Source organism: Kitasatospora sp. NPDC034023 (assembly GCF_055575795.1).
This window is the reverse complement of sequence record NZ_JBVIRY010000033.1, coordinates 18667-33437: the sequence shown is the minus strand read 5'-3', so window position 1 is coordinate 33437 and position 14771 is coordinate 18667. Positions and strand designations below refer to the sequence as shown.

Annotated in this window: 16 protein-coding genes; 8 read left to right on the top strand and 8 right to left on the bottom strand. The window is 71.8% G+C overall.

Annotated features, from left to right (window positions below; all coding sequences use genetic code 11):
• Nucleotides 1–42 precede the first annotated feature (42 nt).
• Nucleotides 43–576: a hypothetical protein gene (locus tag ACZ52R_RS33585; RefSeq protein WP_465622515.1), complete on the bottom strand. Its 534-nt coding sequence runs from the start codon at nucleotides 574–576 to the stop codon at nucleotides 43–45.
• Between the two features lie 718 nt (nucleotides 577–1294).
• Between ACZ52R_RS33585 and ACZ52R_RS33580 the strand changes: the two genes are divergently transcribed.
• Nucleotides 1295–1600: a hypothetical protein gene (locus ACZ52R_RS33580; protein WP_465754718.1), complete on the top strand. Its 306-nt coding sequence runs from the start codon at nucleotides 1295–1297 to the stop codon at nucleotides 1598–1600.
• Between the two features lie 61 nt (nucleotides 1601–1661).
• On the opposite strand, the gene ACZ52R_RS33575 is transcribed toward ACZ52R_RS33580, so the two are convergent.
• Entirely contained in the window at nucleotides 1662–1784 is a 123-nt protein-coding gene (locus ACZ52R_RS33575) for a hypothetical protein (RefSeq protein ID WP_465754717.1), read from the bottom strand.
• Nucleotides 1785–1875: 91 nt separating this feature from the next.
• On the opposite strand from ACZ52R_RS33575, the gene ACZ52R_RS33570 reads away from it, so the two are divergent.
• From ACZ52R_RS33570 to ACZ52R_RS33555, 4 genes are all read left to right on the top strand, one after another.
• Entirely contained in the window at nucleotides 1876–2748 is an 873-nt protein-coding gene (locus tag ACZ52R_RS33570) for an SIS domain-containing protein (protein WP_360504381.1), read from the top strand.
• A gap of 88 nt (nucleotides 2749–2836) precedes the next feature.
• Nucleotides 2837–3847, top strand: coding sequence for an ROK family protein (locus ACZ52R_RS33565; protein ID WP_465754716.1), 1011 nt, complete (start codon nucleotides 2837–2839; stop codon nucleotides 3845–3847).
• Complete coding sequence (locus ACZ52R_RS33560) at nucleotides 3844–4788, top strand: 1-phosphofructokinase family hexose kinase (protein ID WP_465754715.1); 945 nt, start codon at nucleotides 3844–3846, stop codon at nucleotides 4786–4788. Before ACZ52R_RS33565 ends, ACZ52R_RS33560 begins: the two co-directional genes overlap by 4 nt.
• Nucleotides 4779–5642 (top strand): class II fructose-bisphosphate aldolase, encoded by an 864-nt coding sequence (locus ACZ52R_RS33555; protein ID WP_465754714.1) that lies wholly within the window; start codon nucleotides 4779–4781, stop codon nucleotides 5640–5642. The genes ACZ52R_RS33560 and ACZ52R_RS33555 overlap by 10 nt, the downstream gene beginning before the upstream one ends.
• 7 nt (nucleotides 5643–5649) lie before the next feature.
• Here ACZ52R_RS33555 and ACZ52R_RS33550 read toward each other — a convergent pair whose 3' ends face one another.
• From ACZ52R_RS33550 to ACZ52R_RS33535, 4 genes are all read right to left on the bottom strand, one after another.
• On the bottom strand, nucleotides 5650–6435 hold the full coding sequence (locus tag ACZ52R_RS33550; RefSeq protein ID WP_465622506.1) for a DeoR/GlpR family DNA-binding transcription regulator: 786 nt from the start codon (nucleotides 6433–6435) through the stop codon (nucleotides 5650–5652).
• Nucleotides 6436–6876: 441 nt separating this feature from the next.
• Nucleotides 6877–7767 (bottom strand): alpha/beta fold hydrolase, encoded by an 891-nt coding sequence (locus ACZ52R_RS33545; RefSeq protein WP_465754713.1) that lies wholly within the window; start codon nucleotides 7765–7767, stop codon nucleotides 6877–6879.
• Nucleotides 7768–7859: 92 nt separating this feature from the next.
• On the bottom strand, nucleotides 7860–8864 hold the full coding sequence (locus tag ACZ52R_RS33540; protein WP_465622502.1) for an NADP-dependent oxidoreductase: 1005 nt from the start codon (nucleotides 8862–8864) through the stop codon (nucleotides 7860–7862).
• Between the two features lie 127 nt (nucleotides 8865–8991).
• Nucleotides 8992–9678: an SDR family oxidoreductase gene (locus ACZ52R_RS33535; RefSeq protein WP_465622501.1), complete on the bottom strand. Its 687-nt coding sequence runs from the start codon at nucleotides 9676–9678 to the stop codon at nucleotides 8992–8994.
• A gap of 114 nt (nucleotides 9679–9792) precedes the next feature.
• On the opposite strand from ACZ52R_RS33535, the gene ACZ52R_RS33530 reads away from it, so the two are divergent.
• Nucleotides 9793–10353, top strand: coding sequence for a TetR/AcrR family transcriptional regulator (locus ACZ52R_RS33530; protein ID WP_360504365.1), 561 nt, complete (start codon nucleotides 9793–9795; stop codon nucleotides 10351–10353).
• 539 nt (nucleotides 10354–10892) lie between these two features.
• On the top strand, nucleotides 10893–11870 hold the full coding sequence (locus ACZ52R_RS33525) for an endonuclease/exonuclease/phosphatase family protein (RefSeq protein ID WP_465622499.1): 978 nt from the start codon (nucleotides 10893–10895) through the stop codon (nucleotides 11868–11870).
• 59 nt (nucleotides 11871–11929) lie between these two features.
• On the opposite strand, the gene ACZ52R_RS33520 is transcribed toward ACZ52R_RS33525, so the two are convergent.
• Together ACZ52R_RS33520 and ACZ52R_RS33515 are read right to left on the bottom strand one after the other, a co-directional pair.
• Complete coding sequence (locus tag ACZ52R_RS33520; protein WP_465622498.1) at nucleotides 11930–12487, bottom strand: hypothetical protein; 558 nt, start codon at nucleotides 12485–12487, stop codon at nucleotides 11930–11932.
• Nucleotides 12488–12656: 169 nt separating this feature from the next.
• Entirely contained in the window at nucleotides 12657–13604 is a 948-nt protein-coding gene (locus ACZ52R_RS33515; RefSeq protein WP_465754712.1) for an AraC family transcriptional regulator, read from the bottom strand.
• Nucleotides 13605–13752: 148 nt separating this feature from the next.
• Here ACZ52R_RS33515 and ACZ52R_RS33510 point away from each other — a divergent pair, with 148 nt between their 5' ends.
• Nucleotides 13753–14469, top strand: coding sequence for an SDR family oxidoreductase (locus tag ACZ52R_RS33510; RefSeq protein ID WP_465622496.1), 717 nt, complete (start codon nucleotides 13753–13755; stop codon nucleotides 14467–14469).
• Nucleotides 14470–14771 lie beyond the last annotated feature (302 nt).

Here is a 14771-nt window from a genome sequence, read left to right as displayed (position 1 = left end):
GGAGGCACCGTGCGGGGTGCCGGAGGGACCCGGGTGGGGGGACTACCTGACGCTCTTCGAGAGCGGCACCGCCAGCTGCATGAGGTGCGGCAGCCGTCCCAGGATGTCGTCGCCGCTGAGGAACAGCAGCCGGTCGCCGACCCGGGTCACGATGATCTCCTCGCTGTGGTACGGGCCCTGAGGCACCTTCTTCATGTCGAGGGCCTCGTCGCCGAGCCCCGGCACGGGCTGCTGGGTCGCGGTCAGCGACACCGACGTGCCGTCGATCGTCCGCCCCGTGAAGGACTTGCAGCGCTCCGTGTACGCCCGGATCTCGTCGAGCAGCTTGGCCGCGTCGCCGGGGTGGTAGGCGGCCAGGTAGACCTGGACCATGTTCTCCCCGTCGTAGACCTCCTCCATCGTGCCCGAGGCCTTGAGGTCCTGCGAGAGAATGGTTCCGGCGAGACGCATCTGGTTGCACGGTTCCTGCGGCAGCGTCGGCGTGCCCGGACTGTCCGGGACGTACGTGCCGGTGTCGGTCAGGTTGCCGTCGCCCTTGATCGTCCACCCGGCGGGCAGCATGGCAGCGGTCGGCATCAGGCCGCGCAGGACCGGACCGGCAGGAATCGGAGGACCGGTCGGCGTGCTGCTGGGAGGGCCGAACGCCGGGGCGCCGGAAGTCTGCAGCGTCGGCACGGCAGTCGTCGGCACGGCGGTCGTCGGGACGGCACCCGGGGAGGTCGCGCTGCCGTGTGCGGTCACCGCCGGCTGGTCGGCGACGGACCCCGGGCCGGAGGAACACCCCGTGACGACTGCCGTGGCCATCACGACTGCGCCGACCACGAGGGGCAACCTGCCGCCTGCTCGGACGATGGACACAAGAACCCCCATGAGTAGACCAGTTGAGTGCCACACGGCGTAGGAAAGCCGCCGCAGACCGTCACGCCCTGCGGCGAGGGCCGGAGCGTGCCACCCCCGAGAGGCCCGGGAACATGACGTCACCGGCCTCCTCCCGCACGACCTCCTCCACGGGCTGAACCGTGCCCGATCCATCCGACCCACGGCATGAGTACCCGTACTCAACTCGGCACCCGCTGCACGCCCGTCCCGACCGTCGCCGGCCACCGGCCCGGCTTCCCCATGAGTGCCGACCTCGGGCTGCCGTCGGGGAGCTCGTCGAACTCTCCCCAGCTCCCCGCTCGACCTGCTGCGACAGCGGAAGACCGCGACGAAGACCAGCCACGGCTTGGCGTGGCCCGCGTCGCCGGCGAAGGCCTGGGCGTGGTCGATCACGCCGGGGTCGAGCAGTAGCCGGTTGAGGACGCCGGCCACCTGGTCGAGCATCCAACGGAACCGGGCGCTCGCCGCGCCGCTGGTGATCTCCACCGACGCCCGAATGTTCGAACCCGCCTACCTCGCCGCGCACCCGGCCGAGGCGGACCACCTGAACTCCTCCGTCGAGATCCTCGGCAACACCGAGGTCGTCGCCGTCGACCAGGACCCGCTGGGCGCTGACGGCTCCGTCCGGCTCCTCCAAGGCCGGCACGTCCGCCCTCTGCCTGACCGCGCCGAGCACCACCACGGCCGGCGATCCCGACCCGCCCGTCGTGACCAGCTGTGATCTGGCGTGCTCCATCGTGACCAGCCGTGACCAGGCGGGATCCGTCGGGTCACAACTCCTGTCACACGGGCAGGACTTCGACGCCCTGGTCGGCGAACCGCCCGACCAGGGCACTCGGCGCGTTCCGGCCCGTCACCGGCACGGCGATGTCTCCCTGCTCGCAGCCTGCAACTCCTCTGCTCACTCTTGCGCACTAATGCTCACAAAGCTATAAATCAATCAGCTTCAATCATTCGCATGCCGCGAAGCACTGCCCACCGCTGCAGGAGGACGCCGTGACCCACGTCGCCGACGAGATAGCCAGCCAGCCCGCGCACTGGCGGCGCGCCCTGGAACTCGCTCCGCCCGGACTGCCCGAGCCCGGTGAACGGGTGGCCGTCCTGGGGTGCGGGACGTCCCTGTACATCGCCCAGGCCTACGCCGCGCTGCGGGAGGGCTCGGGCCAGGGCGAGACCGAGGCCTTCGCCGCCTCCGAGTTCCCCGTCGGGCGCCGCTACGACCGTGTCCTGGCCATCAGCCGCTCCGGCACCACGACCGAAGTGCTCGCCGCCCTCTCCCGGGCCGTCGGCACTCCGACGACGGCCGTCACCGGCGCCCCGGCCACGCCGATCAGCGACGTCGCCACCACGGTCATCGACCTGGAGTTCGCCGACGAGAAGTCCGTCGTGCAGACCCGGTTCGCCACCACGGCGCTGGTCCTGCTGCGCGCACACCTCGGGCTCGTCCCGGCCGATCTGCCCGAGCAGGCCGAGCGTGCCCTGCTCGCCCCGCTGCCCGAAGGCGCCACCGGAGCACGCCAGTTCACCTTCCTCGGCACCGGCTGGACGGTCGGCCTGGCCAACGAGGCCGCACTCAAGCTCCGCGAGGCCGCCGGCTCGTGGACCGAGTCCTACCCGGCCATGGAGTACCGGCACGGCCCGATCAGCATCACCGGGCCCGACAGCGTCGTGTGGTTCTTCGGCGAGCCGCCGGCCGGCCTGCTGGAGCAGGTGACCGCCACCGGTGCCACTGCCTCGGTCTCGCCCCTGGACCCGCTCGCCGACCTGGTCCGCGCCCAGCGCCTCGCCGTCGAACTCGCCACCGGTCGCGGCCTGGACCCCGACCGGCCGCGCAACCTGACCCGCTCGATCATCCTGGCCACCTCATGACGAGGCGGAGCGGCGGTACGAGGCGCGCGGTCGGGCGGAGCGGGGGCACCAAGCGCGCGGTCGGGCAAGAGCGGACGGGCGGGGCGGCATGACGGTCATCGCACTCGATGTCGGCGGGACCCAGATCAAGGCCGGTGTGGTGGCCGAGGACGGCTCCCTGGTCCACGGCGAGCGCTGGTTCACCCGGGCCGACCGCGGCCCGGACGCCGTCCTCGACACGGTCCTGACCTGCGCCGCCGACCTCGCCGGGCGGTACGCGCCGAGGGCGGCGGGCATCGCCGTGCCGGGCATCGTCGACGAGGCGTCCGGAACGTCCGTGTTCGCGGCCAATCTCGGCTGGCGACGGGTGCCCGTTCGGGACTGGCTGGCGGAAGCGCTCGGACTCCCGGTCGCCTTCGGGCACGACGTCCGCGCCGGCGGGCTCGCCGAGGCCCGCCTCGGAGCGGGCCGGGGCTGCCGCTCCTTCCTGTTCGTCCCGGTCGGTACCGGTATCGCCTCGGCGATCGTGCTCGACGGAAAGGCCCTGACCGGCAGCCACGGCTACGCCGGGGAGCTCGGGCACCTGACGGTGCGGCCCGCGGGGGAGCCGTGCCCGTGCGGCAGCCGCGGCTGCCTGGAGACCGTCGCGTCGGCCTCGGCCATCGCCCGCCGCTACCGCGACGCCACCGGGGCGGCCGACGTCAGCGCCAAGGCCGTCAGCGCCAAGGACGTCAGCGCCAGGGACGTCAGCGCCAAGGACGTCCGGCAGCGCGCCGCATCCGGTGACGTGGTGGCCGCCGAGGTGTGGCGCGAGGCGATCGACGCACTCGCCGACGGCCTGAGCGCCGCGATCACCCTCCTCGACCCCGAGCGCATCGTCATCGGAGGCGGGCTGGCCGGAGCCGGAGCCGCGTACTTCGACCCGCTGCGGGCCGCCCTGGCCGAACGCCTGTCCTTCCAGAAAGCGCCCCGGATCGTCCCGGCGGAACTCGGGCACCAGGCCGGCTGCCTGGGAGCCGCCCTGCTCGCCCAGGACCTCCCCCCGGCCGGCCGGCCCGCGACACCCGTACGACGTCGCTCGCCGGTGCCGCGTCAGACGCGGCGGGGGGCCGACGGATGATCCTGACCGTCACGCTCAACGCCGCACTCGACGTCACCTACCGGCTCGGCCGGCTCCGCCCCCACGCGAGCAACCGGGTGCGGGAGACGGCTGCGCGGGCCGGCGGCAAGGGCATCAACGTGTCCCGGGTCCTGCACACGCTCGGCCACGACACCGTCGTCACCGGCCTGGCCGGCGGACCCACCGGCGAGGCCCTGCGGCGCGATCTCGCCCAGGCCGGGATCACCGATCGGCTGGTCCCGATCGCGGGCGAGAGCCGTCGCACGGTGGCCGTCGTCGACGAGGACCTCGGCGACACCACCATCCTGCTGGAGCCCGGACCGGTCGTCACCGCGGCCGAGTGGGCGCTCTTCCTCGACCGGTACGGCGAACTCGTCTCCCGGGCCGAGGCCGTCGTGCTCTCCGGCAGCCTGCCCGGCGGCATTCCCGCCGATGCCTACGCCGTCCTGATCCGGCTGGCCCGGGCCCACCGCGTGCCTGCCGTCCTCGACACGGTCGGCGAGGCCCTGCGCGCCGGACTCGCCGAGGCACCCGCCGTCGTCAAGCCCAACGCCCACGAACTCGCCGAGGCCAGCGGCACCGGCGACCCCCGCGCGGGTGCCGAGGCGCTGCGCGCCGCGGGCGCCCGGGCCGTGGTCGCCTCCCTCGGTCCGGCCGGCCTCATCGCCTGCACCCTGCAGGGGAGTTGGGCCGCCCGCCCGCCGGAGGCGATCGCCGGCAACCCCGCCGGCGCGGGTGACGCGGCGGTGGCGGCGCTCGCCCTGGGCCTGGTCGCCGGGACGCCGTGGCCCGAGCGGCTCACCCGGGCCGTGGCGCTGTCCGCCGCCGCCGTCGCCGCGCCACTGGCCGGCGACTTCGACCCCGCCGTCCACCGCCGCCTGCTCGGCCAGGCGACCGCAGAGCCCCTCCCCGCACGCACAGGAGAATCCCCATGCCGCTGACCGGTACCGGCCGGATCGTCACTGCTGCCGCCAAGGACGGGCGCGGCGTCGGTGCGTTCAACGTCATCCAGCTCGAACACGCCCAGGCCATCGTCGCCGGCGCCGAGGCCGCCGGGGCGCCGGTGGTCCTCCAGCTCAGCGAGAACGCCGTCCGCTACCACGGCGGACTCGGCCCGATCGCCACCGCCGTCCTCGCCGTCGCCGAGGCGGCCGGGGTGCCGGTCGCCGTCCACCTGGACCACGCCACCTCCGCCGACCTCGTCCACCACGCCGTCGAACTGGGCTTTTCCTCGGTCATGTTCGACGCCTCCGTGCTGCCCTACGAGGAGAACGTCCGGGCCACCGCCGACGTGGTCGCCCACTGCCACGCCGCCGGGGTGTGGGTGGAGGCCGAACTGGGCGAGGTCGGCGGCAAGGACGGCGTGCACGCCCCCGGCGTCCGCACCGACCCGGCCGAAGGCGCCGCCTTCACCGCCGCCACCGGCGTCGACGCCCTCGCCGTCGCCGTCGGCACCTCGCACGCGATGCTCACCCGCGACGCGGCGCTCGACTTCGACCTGATCAGCGCCCTGCGCGCCGCCGTTCCCGTCCCGCTGGTCCTGCACGGCTCCTCCGGTGTCGCCGACGAGCACCTCACCGCCGCCGTGGAACACGGCATGACCAAGGTCAACATCGCCACCCACCTCAACCGGGTCTTCACCACCGCCGTCCGCGAGGCGCTCGCCGGCGACCCGCGCCTCGTCGACACCCGCCGCTACCTCGGTGCCGGACGCTCCGCCATGGCTGCGGAGGTCACCCGCCTGCTCGGGGTGCTCAAGGCGGCCCGCCGAGGCGGCTCGGTACAGACGTTCTGACACACCGTCAGACGCACCGCACATCCACGCCCTGGCCGCCGAGCTGCTCGACCAGCTCGTCCGGAGCGCCCTTGTCGGTGACCAGGACCGCGATCTCGCCGATGGTGCAGACCTGGGCGAAGGCCCGCTGGCCGAGCTTGGTGGAGTCGGCGACCACGATCACCTTCTCCGCCCGCTCGGCCATCGCCCGATTGGCGCTGGCCTCGCCCTCGTCGTGGGCGGTGGCACCGTACTTCGGGTCGAGCGCGTTCACACCGAGGATCGCGTAGTCCAGCGAGAGCCCCCGGAGCAGCGTGGTGGCCAGCGGCCCGGTCAGCTCGTAGGAGTTGGACCGGGCCACGCCTCCGGTCACCACGGTCTTCACGTAGGGCCGGACCGCCAGCTCATGGGCGATGTTGATGGCGTTGGTGACGACGGTCAGCGCCGTGCCGTGCGCGTGGTCGGCGAGGTCGGCCCGGGTGGCCAGCTCGCGGGCGACCTCCGTCGTCGTGGTGCCGCCGTTCAGGCCGACCACCGACCCGGGCCGGACCAGGCCCGCAGCCGCACGCGCGATCCGGTGCTTCTCGTCCGCCTGGCGCGCGGTCTTGTACCGCAGGGGCAGGTCGTACGCGACCTCGCTCAGCACCGCGCCGCCGCGCGTACGGGTCAGCAGCTGCTGGCGGGCCAGCTCCTCCATGTCACGGCGGACCGTGGCCAGGGACACGCCCAGCAGCTCAGCGGCCTCCGCGACCTCGATCCGGCCCTGCTCGCCCAGGATCTCCAGCAGCCGCGTCCACCGCTCGTGCGTCCCCATCGTCACTCCTCCACGTCGTGCCGACGGCGAGCGTATCGCGACCGGACATCGATGATCACGCGCGGACTTTTTGCGCACACGGGATCGGATAGGCCCCCTGCGGAGCACCTTCGAGCACAAGCCCCGTGGCTGTTGCGCGCATGCTCCGCGCCCCCCGGCATGCTCTGCGCCTGCTGTGATCCGCCCCTGCGCCGACGGCACGGCTGCGCCGACGGCTTACGGCTGTGCCGCCCGCCCGTTCTCGCCGGGAGGTTGGGCATCGGTTGGGCGTCCGCGTGCTTGTGGCGAGGTGGATCCGGCATGCGGTGTCGAGGGCGTTCTCGGGGATGCCGCTGGGACTGCCGGCGGGCAGGAGGGCGTCTGATCGAGGGCGGGCTGGCTCGTCCCGGGCCCGCCTTGTCCCGGCCGCGCCCGGGACGGCGGGGGATGTGGCCTCAGCGGTCAGGCGTCGCGCCGTGCTTCGAGGAATGCGAGGGCCCTGGCCACGAACTCGTCGTGGAACTGGAAGATTCCGCCGTGCCCGGCGTCCGGGTAGAGGGGGACGAGTTCGCCCCGGGGCAGCCGTGCGGCGAGGTTGAGGGTGTTCTCGCTCGGCACCATCCGGTCGCTCTCGCCGTTGGCCACCAGGACTGGCTGGCGGATGCGGGACAGGTCGGCCGGCGGCTGGAGGCCCCACCGGTGGATGGCCTTCAGCTGGGCGCGGAACGACCTCAGCGAGATGGCTTTGTCGCGGCGGTCCGTGCGCTCCTTCAGCCGTTCCAGGAAGGCGTGTGCTTCGCGTCGGCCGTGTTCGGTGTCGGTGAAGAAGAGGAACTGCTTGGGGTCCTTGCGGGTCAGGAAGCCTTTCAGGATGTCCCGGAGGGTGAGTGCGGTGACCTTGTCGATGCCGGGGCCTCCGGCGGGGCCGGTGCCCGCGAGGATGACCTTGCGCACCAGCTGCGGTTCCTCGGCTGCGATGACCTGGGCGATGAAGCCGCCCATCGACAGGCCGAGCAGGTCGACGTGCTCGAAGCCCAGGGTACGGATGAACAGCACCGCGTCGCGGGCCATCGCTTCGATGGTGTCGGGGGTGGAACCGCCCGACGCTCCGACTCCGCGGTTGTCGAAGGTGATCACCCGGCGCCGGGCGGCGAGTCCGTCGATGACGCGGGGGTCCCAGTTGTCCAGGACTGCGCTCAGGTGGTGGAGCAGGATCAGCGGTACGCCGTCTCCTTCCGGGCCGAGTTGCCGGTAGGCGAAGTCGACGCCGCGCACGGACACCGAACGGGTCGGCACGTCCTTGTACGACGACGGGGCGGGCGTGGGGGCGGGGGAACTGCGCGGTGTGCTCATGATCGGTTCCTGGGGTGCGGAAGGGAGGGGTGGTGGGAGGCGGGATCCTCTCGCTGCCCGGGGCCTGTCGGTGGTGTGGCGGGGGTTGGCCCTCACGCCATCGCGATGACGACCTTGCCGGCCTTGGCGCGGCCCTGCTCGGCGTACTCCATGGCTTCGAGGGTCTGCTCGAAGGGGAAGACACGGTCGACGACGGGGCGGACCTCTCCGGCGTCGATGAGCCGGGTGAGTTCGCGCAGCTGGTCGCCGCTGGCCTTCATGAACAGGAAGGAGTAGGTCACGCCCTGGCGCTTGGCGTGGCGTCGGGTCTTGAAGCTGAGCGCGTTCATCGCCTGCCGCAGGACCAGGTTCGCGCCGAGCTCGCGGGCGAAGTCCGCGTCGGGGGGCCCGGCGATGCTGATGACCTTCCCGCCTGGCTTGAGGACCCGCAGCGACTTGTCCAGGGTCTTGCCGCCGAGGGTGTCCAGGACGACGTCGTAGCCGTCCAGGAGCTCCTCGAAGTCCTGGGTGCGGTAGTCGATGACGACGTCCGCTCCGAGTTCCTTGACCAGGGCGGAGTTGGCCGCGCTCGCGGTGGTGGCCACGTGTGCGCCCAAGTGCCTGGCCAGTTGGAGGGCGACGGTGCCCACTCCGCCGGAGCCTGCGTGGATCAGGACTTTCTGGCCCGGCTGGACCTGTGCCCTCTCGACCAGCGCCTGCCATGAGGTGAGGGCTACCAGGGGAAGGGAGGCGGCCTGGGCCATGGTGAGGGTGGCCGGCTTGTGGGCCAGGTCGTTCTGGTGGACGGCGATGAGTTCGGCGAAGGTGCCGATGCGGTCCTTGGTGGGCCGGGCGTAGACCTCGTCACCCACCGCGAAGCGGGTGACGGCCGAGCCGACCTGGACCACCACTCCGGCGAGGTCGTTGCCCAGCACGAGTGGGAGGCGGTACGGGAGGATCCGCCTGAAGGCACCGTCGCGGATCTTGAAGTCCAGAGGGTTGACGCTCGCCGCGTGGATCTCGACCAGCACGTCGTCGGCGCCCGGCTCCGGATCGGGCATCTCGGCGGCGCGCACCGCGGACTGGTCACCGTACTTCTCGATCACGTAGGCCTTCATCGCTGTCTCCCTGTCTCGTCCGCACAGGGACGGGATCTCCGCTCGCTTCGGGCTGCCCCGGTACGAGGTACTTTCTGGTATCAACTGCTGGTTCGTGACGCCCCACGCCGATGCGGGTGGGTGCGCCTCACGCGGCGTTCGGCGATACGGCCAGGCTCCGCTTCACGTGCCGGGTGGTCTCGTCGGCGAGGATCTCGGGCAGTCCCCGCTCGATGCCGGCCAGGGCCTGGGCGGCGACCTCGGCGGGGTCGGCCTTCTGGTCGGCGGGAACGCTCGCGGCCATGCCCGTGTCCATGTATCCGACGTGCAGCGCCGAGACGGCGATGCCCCGGGGCGCCAGTTCCTCCCGGGCCGCGCCGGTCAGCGCCCAGGCCGCGGCCTTCGCCGCGGCGTAGGCGCCGAGGTCGGCCGGGTGCAGCCAGGACAGGACCGACAGCACGTTGAGCACGGCGCCGCCGCCGTTGGCCTCGATGACCGGGGCGAAAGCCCGCGTCACGGCGAGCGGGCCGAAGAAGTTCACCTCCATCTCCAGGCGCACCATGTCCGGGCTGCCCGTCATCAGGGGCGTTCCGGTGGAGATGCCCGCGTTGTTGACCAACAGCGTCGCGTCGGAGGCGGTGCGAGCCGCCGCCCGGATCGACTCCGCGTCCGTCACGTCGAGCCGCAGCGCGATGGCACCCGGAAGGTCCACCGTTTCGGGGCGACGGGCCGCCGCGTACACCTTGGCCCCGCGTTCCACGAGCTGGGCGGCCAGATGCCGCCCGAGCCCCCGGTTGGCGCCGGTGACCACTGCTACCGCGTCCTTCAGTTCCATGCCCACTCCCAGCGCCACGGCCGCCTTCAGGCGACCGCACCAATTAGATTACGACTGCAATCTAAGCACTGGTCTAAGATAGATGCCAGTCGACATCCAATCGGGAGGTGGCCGATGGGCCGCGTATCACAGGCGCAGGCGGAGGAGAACCGCCGGCGGGTCGTGGAAACCGCCTCCCGCCTGTTCCGGGAACAGGGGACCCACGTCAGCGTCGCCGACCTCATGAAGGCGGCCGGTCTGACCCACGGCGGCTTCTACAAGCAGTTCGCCTCCAAGGAGGCACTCATCGACGAGGCCACCGCCCACGCGTTCGGCGAACTCGCCCAGCACCACAAGGACGGGCTCGATCAGTACGCCGGGCAGCGCGACGCCGCCCAGCGGGCGCTGATCGACGCCTACCTCTCCGCCGAGCACCGCGACAGCGCGGCAGACGGGTGCCCCGCCGCCGCACTCGCCACCGACATGGCCCGCGACGGCGGACAGAGCGAGGCCCGCCGCGTCTACACCCAAGGAGTGGGCGACTTCGCCGACTGGCTCGACACCAAGGACCAGGACGGCATCACCCGGCTGTGCACCATGCTCGGCGCCCTCGTCCTGTCCCGGGCCACCAAAGGCTCCCCGCTCTCCGAGGAGATCCTCACCACCGCACGCGAGGCACTGACGGCCACCAACTGACCGGAACCACCGTGCGGGGCGGCACGCCGCAGGAAGGGTGCGCTTCTCGCGCGATGCCTGCGATGCCTGCGTGCCGCTGTCGCATCGAGTCGGCGGGTCGGCAACGGGTTGACGACCTCGGCGACCCGCTCGTACGCGGTGACCGCTCCTACGCGGCCACCGCCAGCCCCCACCTCCCGGCAGGCCGTTCCCGGGCGGGCTGCTGACGGTTGCTCAGCCGTCGAGGGCCTCCGCCATGGGGCGCTGTGGGTCGTAGGCGGCCCAGCCCGGGTTTCCCGTCCTGCGAACGCGACCCAGGCGCCGTGCACCCGGGCGGCGAGTCCGGCCTGCGCGACCTCGGGCCCCGCAGACGAGCGATCGTCGGTCCGCAGCCGTCCGGCAGGGACCGCCCGGGCTGAGCACACTGCCGACGCCTGCACCTGCACCCGAGTGAAAGACAGCGGCGGTACGAGGCGGGCTCACGCCGCTGCGTGACCTCCTGGGGGATAAACGGCTGGAGCGGCCGACGGTGGCGTCGGCCACGATCAGCGGGAGCAGTTATGGCGATCATCGGGACCTGGAACCTGGAGAACTTCTGCCGACCGCTGCCGGCCGGCAGTACCCCCGACCCCACCAAGTGCGCCGCCAAGGACCAAGCCACCTACGACGCCAAGGTCGAAGCCCTGGCCGGCGTCATCACCCAGCTCGGTCCGGACCTCCTCGGGGTGCAGGAGGTCGGCAGCCAGGAAGCGCTGGACGACCTGGTGGCCAAACTGCCCGGCACCTGGCACACCGCCCTGTCGGACCACCCGGACCCCCGCGGCATCCGGGTCGGCGTCATCAGCCGCTTCCCGCTGCTGGACGTCCAGCAGCGCAAGGACTTCCCGGATCACCTGCACGCCATCCAGGTCGAGGACGACGGCATCCCGAACAGCCAGACCAGCGAGATGGGGCGCGGCGGCCTGGCCGTCCGGGTGGAACCGACCCCCGGCCAGAGCCTCCAGGTGGCCGTCTGCCACCTCAAGTCGAAGCTGCTGACCTTCCCGAACGCGCAGCACAGCACCACCGACGAACGCCTGCGGGCCCGCTACGAGGCGTACGCGCTCTTCCGCCGCACCGCCGAGGCCGTCACCATGCGCGCCCTGGCCGACGACCTGCTCCAGGGTGACGGCCGGACCCACGACGTCATCGTCCTGGGCGACTGCAACGACGAGTGGCAGGCCGCCACCACCCAGATCCTGTACGGCCCGCCCGGCTCCCAGATGGGCACCCCCGGCTTCGACCGCCCCGACCAGGGCGACGCCGAACGCCTGTGGAACCTGGCCCCCAAGATCCTGGAACAGGGCGGCTTCTCCCGCATCTTCGAAGGCCAGCACGAGCTCATCGACCACATCATGATCAGCCACTCGCTGCTGGCCAGGTTCCAGAAGGTGTCCACGGGGAACGGCCAACTGCCGAACGTGACGGAAGCCCGACCGGCGGCCCCGCACAACCAGCCCTCGGACCACTCGCCGGTGCTGGCGACGTTCAACCTCTAGAACGCCCAGGGCCGGCGCCGCCACCGGCGGCGCCGGCCCCGATTGCGCGCTTGACGCGATCAGCCGAGCGTGACGCCGCGCTCGCGGGCCAGGGCCTCCAGACCGTACCGGGCCACGTGCTCCGGGCTGTTCAGGTCGATCGTCCGGATGCCCGCGGCGGCCAGCCGCTCGTTGATCTCGTCCAGGTGCTGCTGCACGAGCTGCTTCTCGGCGTCGGTGGTGCGGCCCTTGTGCGGCCGGCCGGCGTGCTCCAGGCTCGCGTAGTTGACCCGCTCCCTGGTGCCGGCCGGCGCCGCGGCCTGGCTCGGAACCGTCGGGGCCACCCGCTTGGCGCTGCGCAGTACCTCCGTCATCGGGGTGGCCGAGGCCAGCCGGTTGAACGCCTCGGCCTCCATGACGACCGTCTCCGGTCCGTCGGCGTCCGGGTAGTGCAGCTCGACCGTCACCAGGTCGAGCGCCAGTTCCTCCACCGCGGTCAGCTCACTGCCGAGCGCCTCGATCTCGACCGGGCCGTCCTCCAGGTCGGGGTGCTGGCGCACCACGATGCGCACCAGGTCGTCGTCGTTCTCCACGTGCGTGCCGGTCAGGTCCGAGAACCGGATGATCTTCTGGCCCATCTCTACCTCTCTTGGCGACTGCGATCAGGCGAGAGCCTACGCGGGAGGTGATCATCGCCGGTTGCCTCACCATCGCTCACCGGCCGTGGCCCAGCCATTCGAGAACTGGAGGGGGCGGCGAGCGGCCACCGCCTCCCAATCCGCTGCGGTGATGTCATGGCCCCCGCCGTCACTCGTATCCGCGTGGTTCGTCGCCTGCCGTCCTGGCCTGCTTGCGGTAGGCCCCCGGCGGCGATCCGTAGTGTCGTTTGAAAGCCTTGGCGAAGGCGAACTCCGACGTGTACCCCGTGTGCTGCGCGATTGTGCTCAGCGGGGCCGGCGACTGGTGCAGCAACCGTGCCGCGGTGGCCATCCGCCAGTTGGTCAGGTAGGTCAACGGCGGCTCGCCGACCACCGAGACGAAGCGGCGGGCGAACGCCGCGCGGGACAGTCCGGCGCGGGTGCCCAGCGACTCCACGGTCCAGGGATGGCCGGGATCGTCGTGGATCGCCTTCAGGGCCGGGGCGACTGCCGGGTCGGTCAGCGCGGCCGCCCAACCCCGGGTCCGCTCCTTCGGCAGTTCGGCGTACCACGACCGGAGGATGTACAGCAGCAGCAGATCGATGAGCGCCGTGACGACCGCGTCCGAGCCCGGCTGCGACGCGTGGAACTCGGCGCACAGCTGATCGACCGCCGAGCGCAGCACCGGGTGGCGGCCCGGAACCGCGGGGAGGTGGATGACCTCCGGTAGATCACTGAACAGCGGATGCGGGCGGTCAACGTCGATCGCGTACGCGCCGCACACCAGCACCGTGTGCGGCCCCGGTCCGTCCACGGTGACCTGGCCGATCGGCGAGGAACGGTCCACGCGGTCCGGTACGAAGTCCACCGGATCGCGGCCCGGCACATCGCACAGGGTGTGTCCGCTGCCGCGCTGCAGGAACACGATGTCGCCGGGTCCGAGCGCGAGCGGTTGGCCGTGCGGTGGCAGCAGGTAGCAGTGTCCTTCCACCACCACGTGGAAGCCGGCTCCTGAGATGGGTTGGAACTTCAGGGCCCACGGGGCGTGCGCGTCGGTGCGCGTCACCATCGGACGTCCCGTGCGCAGGACTTCGAGTGTGTCGCTCAGGATGTCCACAGCGCCACTCTAGCGCCTGCATGGCGAGACGATATGACAGGCAATCGAGACTTCAAGGCATTCACCGTCTCAATGTGGAGGCGTACGTTCTTGCCATAGCGGTAGCCGAACCCCGGCACTGCATCGACGAAGGAACGGATCCCATCCCATGTCTCTGGCTGGCAAGAAGATCGTGATCATCGGTGGAACCTCCGGCATCGGCTTCGCGGTGGCCCGACAGGCCGCGGCGGCCGGCGCGGACGTCGTGGTCGCCTCCAGCAATCAGGACCGCGTGGACGCCGCGGCGAAGCGGCTGGGCGAGCGGGCCGAAGGCCGCCGCCTGGACGTCGCCGACGGCGACGCCATCGCCGCATTCTTCGAGCAGGTCGGGGAGTTCGACCACCTCGTCTACACCGCAGGCGAATCTCTGCTGATCAAGCCGTTGGTCGACACCACCCCGCAGGAGGCCAGGGCCGTCTTCGAGCGCCGGTTCTGGGGCGCGTTCCTCTCCGCCAAGTACGCCGCACCGCGACTGCGCGACGGCGGGTCGATCACTTTCAGCTCCGGCGTCCTGGCGATCCGCCCCCTGTCCGGAACCGCGCTCACGGCAGGCATCACCGGCGGCATCGAGGCCCTGTCCCGAGCACTCGCCGTCGAACTCGCCCCTCTGCGCGTCAACGTGATCCAGCCCGGTGTGATCCGCACCGAGCTGTGGGACGGCAGTGTCCCGGACCCGGAGGCTTTCCTCCAGGGCGCCGGGTCCGAGCTGCTCACGCGGCGTGTCGGCACTGCCGAGGAAGCCGCGGCGGCCTATCTCTTCGTCTTGTCCAACGCCTACGTCACCGGCACCACGCTCGCAGTAGACGGCGGCGCGGCGCTGGTGTGACACAGGGCGCCACACACAACAGCCAACGGAGCGACGCCGCACCGACGCGAGGCGTTCCTTGCCGCGGCAATCGACGACGAGAGGCAGACCAGACGTGCGGATCAGAGGGGCCGACCAGACGTGCGGATCAGAGGGCCTACCACTGCAAGGACCGCGAGTACCTGCGCGTTGCCCGAGTCGTCGACAGCGAGGATCTGCGCGGCAGGCTGGAAACCGCCGCTCGGTCTGACAACCCATGGGCGCGGCGGCATGCCGGCTATGTTCTTTGGCTCCTCGATCGCCCCGAGGTGCCCAACACCATC

Excerpts from the sequence above, each read along its gene's own strand:
- ACZ52R_RS33585 (WP_465622515.1), bottom strand. The coding sequence starts at position 576 with ATGCCGACCGCTGCCATGCTGCCCGCCGGGTGGACGATCAAGGGCGAC.
- ACZ52R_RS33565 (WP_465754716.1), top strand. The coding sequence starts at position 2,837 with ATGACGGTCATCGCACTCGATGTCGGCGGGACCCAGATCAAGGCCGGT.
- ACZ52R_RS33560 (WP_465754715.1), top strand. The coding sequence starts at position 3,844 with ATGATCCTGACCGTCACGCTCAACGCCGCACTCGACGTCACCTACCGG.
- ACZ52R_RS33555 (WP_465754714.1), top strand. The coding sequence starts at position 4,779 with ATGCCGCTGACCGGTACCGGCCGGATCGTCACTGCTGCCGCCAAGGAC.
- ACZ52R_RS33550 (WP_465622506.1), bottom strand. The coding sequence starts at position 6,435 with ATGGGGACGCACGAGCGGTGGACGCGGCTGCTGGAGATCCTGGGCGAG.
- ACZ52R_RS33545 (WP_465754713.1), bottom strand. The coding sequence starts at position 7,767 with ATGAGCACACCGCGCAGTTCCCCCGCCCCCACGCCCGCCCCGTCGTCG.
- ACZ52R_RS33540 (WP_465622502.1), bottom strand. The coding sequence starts at position 8,864 with ATGAAGGCCTACGTGATCGAGAAGTACGGTGACCAGTCCGCGGTGCGC.
- ACZ52R_RS33535 (WP_465622501.1), bottom strand. The coding sequence starts at position 9,678 with ATGGAACTGAAGGACGCGGTAGCAGTGGTCACCGGCGCCAACCGGGGG.
- ACZ52R_RS33530 (WP_360504365.1), top strand. The coding sequence starts at position 9,793 with ATGGGCCGCGTATCACAGGCGCAGGCGGAGGAGAACCGCCGGCGGGTC.
- ACZ52R_RS33525 (WP_465622499.1), top strand. The coding sequence starts at position 10,893 with ATGGCGATCATCGGGACCTGGAACCTGGAGAACTTCTGCCGACCGCTG.
- ACZ52R_RS33520 (WP_465622498.1), bottom strand. The coding sequence starts at position 12,487 with ATGGGCCAGAAGATCATCCGGTTCTCGGACCTGACCGGCACGCACGTG.
- ACZ52R_RS33510 (WP_465622496.1), top strand. The coding sequence starts at position 13,753 with ATGTCTCTGGCTGGCAAGAAGATCGTGATCATCGGTGGAACCTCCGGC.